Below are 8,457 nucleotides of genomic sequence, written 5' to 3'. Positions count from 1 at the left end.
AACCGGCAGCCGACAAACACACCCGCCGACCCGAACCCCGAACCGGCACAACCATGACCGAAGGCCGTAAAAAGCTTTGAAATCCACAGACTAACAGCAGCTCGCCCCGCAAACTCCATGCCCCGCAAACCCCATCCCCCAACGGACCCGAACCCGGAACAGCGCTCGGGGAGTGCCCATGCCCGCCGCTCATGCCCGCCGCTAATGCCCGTCGCCCATGCCCCACGCCCGCGAACTACCGCGCAAAGGCCGCCTGATACGGCACTGGAAAAGCAGTACACGTAGCCACTCCCGGTCCCCTACGGTCGTCGAGTCCGACTCCGGACACTGACTCCCACGAGACGAGAAGGCCATGTCCACCCTGCGTGTCACCGCCGAGCCCCTGACCATCCACGTCCACCCCAACGCCGACGCGCTGGAGCTGGCGCAGGTCGGCCTGTACCGGGCCGTCGTGGCCAAGGGCGCGTTCCGGTCCGGTGACCACGCGATATACATCCCCGAGCAGTCCGTGCTTCCCGCCGGTCTGATCGAGGAGTTGGGGCTCACCGGACGGCTGGCCGGGGCCGGCAAGGACCGGGTGCGGGCGATCCGGCTGCGCGGCGAGCTCTCGCAGGGCATCGTGTGCCGGCCGAAGGCGCTGGACGGCGTCGACCTGGCCGCCGCGCATGCCGCCGGGGAGGATTTCGCCGAGCTGCTGGGCGTCGTGAAGTGGGTGCCGCCGGTACCGGTCAGTATGTCAGGGGACGTATTCTCCGCCGCCGATCTGCTGCCGTGGACCGACATCGAGAACATCGCGCGCTATCCAGGCATCTTCGAACCCGGTGAGCCGGTGTCCGCCACCGAGAAGGTACACGGGACCTGCTGCCTGCTGACCTATCTGGCCGAGACCGGCGAGTCGCTGGTGTCGTCCAAGGGCTTCGGGTCGAAGTACCTGGCGCTGGTCGAGACCGACAGGAACCTGTACTGGCGCACCATGCGGGCGCACCGGGTCCCGGAGGCCGCCGCGAAGATCGCGGAGGCTTACGGCGCGCGCCGGGTCGGCGTCTACGGCGAGGTCTACGGAAAGGGTGTCCAGGACCTGGCCTACGGCGCCAACGCGGGGGAGGTCCCGGGTTTTGCCGCCTTCGACGTCTGCCTGGACGTCGACGGCGTCGTCCGCTGGCTGGGTGCGCCGCAGTGGTCGGAGGCGCTGGCCGACACCGGCGTCGGCATCCCGCCGGTGCCGGTCCTGTACGAGGGCCCCTACGATGAGGCGCTGTTGCTGGCGCTGGCTTCCGGCCAGGAGACCGTCAGCGGCACCGGCGCGCACCTCCGGGAGGGCATCGTGGTGCGCTCGCAGCGGGAGCACGGGAACGACGTGGTGGGGAGCCGGACGATCGGCAAGATCGTGTCGGCGGAATACGTGACGCGAAGCGGGGGGACCGAGTATGAGTGAGCAGACGACCGTGGGCCAGCGACCACTGCTGTCCGACGTCCTGGACCCGGAGGAGCTGGCGCGCGAGATCGGGGCGGAGAAGGTCACGCGCCGCACGCACCCGACCCTGCCGCTGTCGATCTACTCCTACAGCCGCGCCTGTCAGTACGAGCAGTACTGGACGCCCATCACCACCCGCACCCGCGGCCTGATCGTCGACGACGGCACCGGCCGGGTGGCCGCGTGGTGCCTGCCGAAGTTCTTCAACCACGGCCAGCACGGGAAGTTCGACTACGCCCCGCCGCTGCCCGAGGAGTCCTTCGAGGTCTACGACAAGGTCGACGGCTCGCTCGGGATCGTCTTCCATTACGACGGTGCCTGGCACGCGGCGTCGAAGGGCTCGTTCATCTCCGACCAGGCCGCCTGGGCGGGGCGTTACCTCGCCAAGGCCGACACCTCGGCGCTGGACCCGTCGGTGACCTACCTCGCGGAGATCGTCTACCCGGAGAACCGCATCGTCGTGAACTACGGCGACCGCCGCGATCTGGTGCTGCTCGCGGCGTTCGCCGCCGACGGCACCGAGCTGCCGCTGCGCGACGCCGCCCCGGCGTGGGCGGGCGTCGGCAGCGTCGTGCGCACCTACGACTGGTCCGACACCTTCGGGGTGCTGGCGGCGCTCGCCGAGAAGAACCAGCACCTGGACGGCGCCGACGCCACCGGGACCGACGCCGAGGGCTGGGTCATCCGCTTCGCCTCCGGGGTGCGGACCAAGACCAAGCTCACCGGCTACGTCTCCCTGCACTACCGGCTGACCAGCATCGGGCCGCGGCACCTGTGGCGCGCGCTGGCCGTGCAGCTGTACCCGCAGGCCTCCGACGTGCAGATCGCGCAGGCCGTCGGGGTGCAGACCAACGAGGTCGCCGGCCTGCGCCGGATCCCCGGCGGGCCGCTTGCGCCGCTGTTGGAGGACGTGCCCGACGAGTACGACGCCTGGGTGCGCGGCGTCTGCGACGACCTGAAAGCCCGGGCCGCGCAGCTCACTGCGAAGATCGAGGACGGGCACCGCTCGCTGGCGCACCTGACCGGGGACCGCGGCGCCTACGCCAGGGCGGCGAAGGGGTTCGACGGCTTCGTGCGGGCGGGGATGTTCCTGCTGCTGGACGGCCGGCCGATCGCGATGCACGTGTGGCGCGCGGTGAAGCCGGAGGCCAGTGCGACGTTCCGGGACGACGACGAGAACTGATTCACCGACGACTAAATGATCCGCCGACGACTGATTCACCGATGACTGGTCCACTGACGATTGAGGGTTGATGGAAGACGACTACATCGACGACGCGTATCCGGTCGCCGGTCCCGATCCGGTGCCCGCCGGCCCCGGCGTGCAGCCCGGCAAGCCGGTGGTGCACCTGATGCGCGGGCTGCCGGCGTCCGGCAAGTCCACCGTGGCCCGGCAGCTGATGGCCGCGGCGCAGGGCCGGATGCGCCGGGTCAGCCTGGACGAGCTGCGGCGGATGCTGGACGACAACGACGGCTCCAAGCGCCTGGGCCGCCGGCACGAGGAGACCGTGCTGGCGGTGCAGGACGCGGTGGTGCTGGCCGCGGTCGAGGGCGGCTTCGACATCGTGGTGGACAACACCCACCTGGTGTCGCGGATCCCGAAGCGGCTGAAGAACCTGCTCGGCGGGCGCGCCACCTTCGAGGTGCACGACCTGACGGACGTGGACGTCGAGGAGTGTGTCCGGCGCGACGCGCAGCGTCCGAACCCGGTGGGCGAGGAGCACATCCGGGCCATGGCGCTGCGGCTGGCCTCGACGAAGTCCTCGGGCTGGAAACTGAGCGCCGCCGACCTCAACGACGTCGCCCCGGCCCAGACCTACGTCCCGGACCCGGCGCTGCCGGCCGCGGTGATGTGCGACATCGACGGCACCCTGGCCGACAACAAGGGCCGCGGCCCGTACGACTGGGAGAAGCTGGAGGCCGACGGGCTGATCGTCGCCACCGCCGACGCCCTGGCCGCGTTCGCCGCCCGCGGCGACCGCGTCATCCTGATGTCCGGCCGCGACGAGGACGTGCGCGCCGGCACGGAGCGCTGGCTGGCCAAGCACGGCGTGGCGTACGACGAGCTGTGGATGCGGGCGGCGAAGGACACGCGCGCGGACGACATCGTGAAGAGCGAGCTGTTCGACGCGCACGTCCGAAACCGCTTCGCGGTGCGGGTGGTGCTGGATGACCGGTCGCGGGTCGTGGCGCTGTGGCGGCGGCTGGGCCTGACCTGCTGGCAGGTGGACTATGGGGACTTCTGATGCCGACCGCTGAGCGGGCCGGCCAGGCAGATGGCTGCGCGAGCCGGCTGACCTAGCTGGCCGGGCTGGCCGGGCTGGCCGGCCGAGCAAGCAGGTTGGCGGGCCAAGTCGGCCAGGCGGGCAGGCTCAGCACCAAGCCGGCTGACCGGCGCGCGCCGCGAACGCGCCGAGCGGGGCGTGGGGGGATCGGCGGCTGACCGGCGCGCCGCGTTCATCGCTTCACGTCGCGTTCATCGCTTCACTGCGCGGCCGTCGCCACCCCCGCGTTCCCCAGCACCGCCCGGGCCGGCAGCGCCACGCTCGCCGCGGCCGTCAGCCCGCTGGCGGCCAGGTGCGCGTCGGCGATGCGGAGCCCGACGCCGTAGCCGGCGAAGTCCGGCAGGCCGGTGGTGGGCAGGCCCATGCGGCGGGCGGTGGCGTCACCGAGGACGTAGCCCGGGAGGTTCTGCATGCCGGTGGTGTCGATGGCCGCGGTGATCTTGTCGTATGCGTGTTGGAGCTGCTCGCCTTCCAGGGCCTTCGTCCAAGGCCCCATCGCGTCCTCGCCGCCCAGCTCCCGGACGAAGGCCTCGGCCAGGCCCTCGGCCACGATCTGCTCGCCGAGGGTCACCGTCGTCGGGTTCCAGCGCACGTTCGCGTAGCGCACGTTGTGGTGCAGCTCGTGCACCGCGGCGAAGCCGATGTTGCGCAGTGCGGCGTCGGTCGGCCACATCGTCAGCAGGATCGAGCCGGGGATGCCGCCGAAGCCGAAGTAGCCGGCGCTGCGCTTGACCAGGTGGTCGTCGTCGGGGTTGCCGAGCAGCAGCACCACGTGGACGGTGTCGGCGTGCCCGACGCCGGGGACCGCCGCGTCCAGGTGCCGCCAGGCCTTCGTCAGCCAGTCCCGTAGGTGGGACCAGACGTCGGCGTCCCGCATCCGCTGGAGCGCCGGCAGGTAGCGCTCGTCGTCCCGGTCGAGGCGGAAGCCGCTGCCCAGCAGTTCGTGCTGCCGCACGATGTCCCCGCCGCCGGTCAGGGCCAGCATGGTCTGCAAGGGTGCGTAGATCTCGCGCAGCAGGTCGGGACGCTCCGCCGGCGGCCGGCGCAGCAGTTCGGCGGTCGCGGTCGCCGTGTCGTGAACAACGATCTTCATGACGACCGAAGCTAGAGGTTGCCGCTACGTCAAGGTCAAGCGCAGGAAGTCGAAGATCTCCGTCCGCGCCGCCTGGGCCTGCGGCACCAACCCCGGAAGGGTGAGGAACGCGTGCGGGGCGTCGGGGTACTCGGTGAGGTGCGTGTCCACCCCGGCGGTCCAGAGCCGATCGGCGTAGCGGCGTCCGTGATCGGCGAGCGGATCGGCGGTCGGCACCACCACCAGGGCTGGGGCCAGGCCGCCCGCCAACTCCGCATACAGCGGCGACAGCTCGCGCGGATCGGATCCCGGCGTGGCAGAGAACTGCTGAACGAGGCGGAGCTGCTCGACGCCGGCCGTCGCCGTTTCGGCGTACTCCGTCATCGAGGGATAGTCGAACAAGGACTCCGTGACATCGACGGCCGGGTTGACCAGCACCTGAGCCCGCAACCGCAGTCCGGTGCGCCCGGCCCGGATCGCCGTCAGGGCACTGATCAACGCGCCGCAGCTCTCGCCAAAGACCGCCACCCGTTCCGGGTCGACGCCCCACTGATCCGGCTCGCGCAGCACGAGTTCGAGGACGTCCCAGGCGTCGGCGACGGCGTCGGACAGCGGCGTGTCCGGGGCCAGGAGCCGGTGCTCGACCGAGACGACGACCGCGGGCAGGTGCGCGGCGAGGTGGCTGTTGGCCCAGTCGCACTGCGTGGCCGTGCCCACGAAGCCGCCGCCGTGGACGTGCAGCACGAGCGGCAGGGCCGCCGCGCCGGCATCCTCCGAGGTCGGCGCACCGGAAGCCGGTCGATAGACCCGCACCGGCAGCTCGCGTCCGGGCAGCGCTATCCGCTCCCACCCGATCGTCGCGTCGGGGTCCGGCTCCCCGAGCATCGGCCGGGCCGTGTCGGACGCCCGGAACCGGTTCTCCGCGGTGCGCCAAGTGATCAGCTCCTCCTGCGTCAGGGTCGTGAAATCGGGTGCCGGTGGCCGCTGGGCGGCGGTGGTCTCAGTCATGCGAACCATTATGCACGCAGTGCGTGCAACAACAAGTGCAACAGGAAATGCATAAGCTACGCTGGAGCTCGACGAGAGGAGCGGGATGGCAGGGCGAAGGCGCTGGACGACCGAGGAGATCCTGGAGACCGCCACCGAGCTGCTGAGCACGAGCGAGGACGCCGAGTCGTTCAGCGTGCGCAAGTTGGCCGCGGTGCTCGGCACCGACTCCTCCAGCCTGTACCGGCACTTCCGCGACAAGACCGAACTGCTGCGCGCGGTCGCCGACCGGATACTGCTGGCCGCCATGGACGGCTACCACCCCGAGGGCGACTGGCGGCAGCGCATCACCGCCGTGGCGCTGCGCCTGCGGACGGCCTTCGGGCAGCAGCCCCAGCTCGCCGCGGTCTGGGGGCGTTACGCCTCAAGCGGCACCGGCTCGCGGCTGCTCATGGAAGAGGTGCTTCAGGCGCTGCGGATGTCGGGCCTGCCCGAAGAGCAGATCCCGGTGCGCTACCACCGGATGGCGATCCTGGTGGCCTCGCTGATCGCCTCCGAGGCGGGGATGAGCACCCTGACGTCGGAGGAGTTCGACCGGGGCATGGAGCTGTTCCGCGTCGCGGTGCTGGGCGCCGACCCCGAGCGGTTCCCCGCCCTGGCCCACTTCGCGCGCGACGTCCGGCCGCTGGGCGTCGACCGGCAGGCCGCGTTCGAGGAGATCATCGCCGCGCACCTGGACTCGGTCGCGGCCGCGATTCCTTAGCCGTCCTCAACCGCTGTAAAACCGCTGTAAGCCGTCTTCAACCGCCGTCAGCCGAGCAGTGCGCGCACCTCAGCGGCGATCTTCGCTACGTCCACCGGCGTCGAGGTGTCGACCTCCAGCACGCGCCCGACCCCGATCGGCCCGCCGAAGCTCTTCTCCCAGCGGTCGGGGGTGAACGCGTGGTCCGGATGCACCGCGTGCCGCTCTCCGGCGGCATTGCGGGCGTGGAACCGCCGCAGGATCTCCTCGCGCGGAGCCGTGCAGTAGACCTCGATCAGCGTCCCGCCCTCGCTCAGCACCCGCAGCGAGTCGTTCTGCCGCTCGTGCCCCGGCCAGAAGTTGGCCTCCAGCACGCACTCCGGCGCCTCGGCGGCCAACAGCCACAGCATCTCCATCGCGGCAGCCCCGAGCCGCCGGGACCACTCCACCTCGACCGGACCGTTGTCCGCGAGCACGTCGTGGATGCGTTCCTTGATGCTGTCCTTCGCGAACAGCGGCATGCCCAGGGCCCGGGCCAGTGGCCGCGCGATCGTCGTCTTCCCGACGCCCGGCGCGCCGGAGATCATCACGATCCTGCGCCGCAAGGGCTCCAGTTCCGCCGTCACAAAAAGGTCTTGCCCTCGCCCCGATACGTCGGGACAGAGCGGACCACCTCGTCGCCGGAGATGAGGTGCAGCGTGTCGAACCGCTCGCACAGCTCGCCGGCCTTGGTGTGCCGGAACCACACCCGGTCGCCGACCCGCAGCGTCGCGGCGACCTTCCCCAGCAGCGGCGTCTGCACCTCGCCGGCCGCCTCGTTCGGGTCGTAGGACAGCCCCGGCGGCAGGTACGGCTGCGGCAGCCGGTCCTTGCCCGCCGCGCCCGAGGCCGGGTAGCCGCCGCCGAGCGCGGTCGCCGTCTCCGGACCGGGACGCCGCACCACCGGCAGCGCGAACAGCGCCGCGGGACGGCCGCGGAAGGCACGGTAGGAGTCGAACAGCCACGGCTGGTAGAGCCCGGAGCCGGCGGCGATCTCGGTCACCGCGTCCTCGGCCGTGGTGCGCTCGATGCTGCCGGTGCCGCCGCCGTTGACGAACTCCAGCGGGGCCAGCGCCTGGACCGCGTCCACGATCGCCGCGCGCCGCGCCGCCAACTCCCGTGCCGACCGGCTCTGCATCGCCCGGATCGCCGCGCCGCGCAGCGGACGCCCGGGCGGGGCGTCGCCGACCCCGGCGATCTGCGACTCGTAGGCCATCAGGCCCGTCAGTTTGAATCCGTCACGCCGCAGGATCTCCCGGGCCATGGCCGCGACCTGCGCCGGGGTGTGCAGCGGGGAGCGGCGCGCGCCGATGCGGACCCGGCCGCCGGCGGCGTGGAAGGCGGCGTCTATGTCGATGCAGACCCGGATCGGCGCGGCCGGCCCGTCCGGCGCCCCGGCCACGGCCTTCTCGATCAGGTCCAGGTGATCGGCGCTGTCCACCATGACCGTCACGGCGGCCAGCGCGGCCGGGTTCCCGGCCAGCTCGGCGTAGGCGCCGCGATCGGTGGAGGGGTAGGCGACGACGATGTCGTCGAAGCCGTTGCCGGCCAGCCACAACGCCTCCGGCAGCGTGTACCCCAGGACGCCCTGGTATCCGGGCAGGCTCAGCACCTCGGCCAGCAGCGCCCGGCACCGCACCGACTTGCTGGCCACCCGGATCGGCTTGCCGGCGGCCCGCCGGGTCAGGTCCGCGGCGTTGGCGTGGAACGCGTCCAGATCGACCGCGGCGAACGGCGGCTCGGGGCTGCCGCGATGGAGATGCTGTGGCTGTTGGCCGCCGAGGCGCCGGAGTGCGTGCTGGAGGCCAACTTCTGGCCGGGGCACGAGCGGCAGAACGACTCGCTGCGGGTGCTGAGC

The 8,457-nt window shown here is 71.6% G+C and carries 8 protein-coding genes; 4 read left to right on the top strand and 4 right to left on the bottom strand.

The window, feature by feature from the left end:
• The first annotated feature begins 352 nt into the window (after positions 1-352).
• The 3 genes from IZR01_RS46185 to IZR01_RS46175 all read left to right on the top strand — a co-directional run bounded on the left by IZR01_RS46185 (position 353) and on the right by IZR01_RS46175 (position 3,720).
• A complete protein-coding gene (locus IZR01_RS46185; RefSeq protein WP_194927528.1) occupies positions 353-1,435 on the top strand; it encodes an RNA ligase (ATP) in 1,083 nt (360 codons plus the stop codon).
• Positions 1,428-2,657 (top strand): RNA ligase, encoded by a 1,230-nt coding sequence (locus IZR01_RS46180; protein ID WP_228555719.1) that lies wholly within the window; start codon positions 1,428-1,430, stop codon positions 2,655-2,657. The genes IZR01_RS46185 and IZR01_RS46180 overlap by 8 nt, the downstream gene beginning before the upstream one ends.
• 70 nt (positions 2,658-2,727) lie before the next feature.
• Positions 2,728-3,720, top strand: coding sequence for a phosphatase domain-containing protein (locus IZR01_RS46175; protein WP_194898162.1), 993 nt, complete (start codon positions 2,728-2,730; stop codon positions 3,718-3,720).
• 238 nt (positions 3,721-3,958) lie between these two features.
• On the opposite strand, the gene IZR01_RS46170 is transcribed toward IZR01_RS46175, so the two are convergent.
• A complete protein-coding gene (locus IZR01_RS46170; protein WP_194898161.1) occupies positions 3,959-4,852 on the bottom strand; it encodes a DUF2268 domain-containing putative Zn-dependent protease in 894 nt (297 codons plus the stop codon).
• A gap of 24 nt (positions 4,853-4,876) precedes the next feature.
• A complete protein-coding gene (locus IZR01_RS46165; protein WP_194898160.1) occupies positions 4,877-5,839 on the bottom strand; it encodes an alpha/beta hydrolase in 963 nt (320 codons plus the stop codon).
• Positions 5,840-5,924: 85 nt separating this feature from the next.
• On the opposite strand from IZR01_RS46165, the gene IZR01_RS46160 reads away from it, so the two are divergent.
• Positions 5,925-6,581 (top strand): TetR/AcrR family transcriptional regulator, encoded by a 657-nt coding sequence (locus IZR01_RS46160; protein ID WP_194898159.1) that lies wholly within the window; start codon positions 5,925-5,927, stop codon positions 6,579-6,581.
• 47 nt (positions 6,582-6,628) lie between these two features.
• On the opposite strand, the gene IZR01_RS46155 is transcribed toward IZR01_RS46160, so the two are convergent.
• Together IZR01_RS46155 and IZR01_RS46150 are read right to left on the bottom strand one after the other, a co-directional pair.
• Positions 6,629-7,186: a P-loop nucleotide/nucleoside kinase family protein gene (locus IZR01_RS46155; RefSeq protein ID WP_323746631.1), complete on the bottom strand. Its 558-nt coding sequence runs from the start codon at positions 7,184-7,186 to the stop codon at positions 6,629-6,631.
• Positions 7,183-8,433 (bottom strand): amino acid deaminase/aldolase, encoded by a 1,251-nt coding sequence (locus IZR01_RS46150; protein ID WP_438939729.1) that lies wholly within the window; start codon positions 8,431-8,433, stop codon positions 7,183-7,185. The genes IZR01_RS46155 and IZR01_RS46150 overlap by 4 nt, the downstream gene beginning before the upstream one ends.
• Positions 8,434-8,457 lie beyond the last annotated feature (24 nt).

The organism is Catenulispora pinisilvae, from assembly GCF_015356865.1.
In the GTDB taxonomy this organism is placed as follows: Bacteria; Actinomycetota; Actinomycetes; order Streptomycetales; family Catenulisporaceae; genus Catenulispora; species Catenulispora pinisilvae.
The sequence above is the reverse complement of the archived record's forward strand: the minus strand, read 5'-3'. Positions and strand labels throughout refer to the sequence as shown.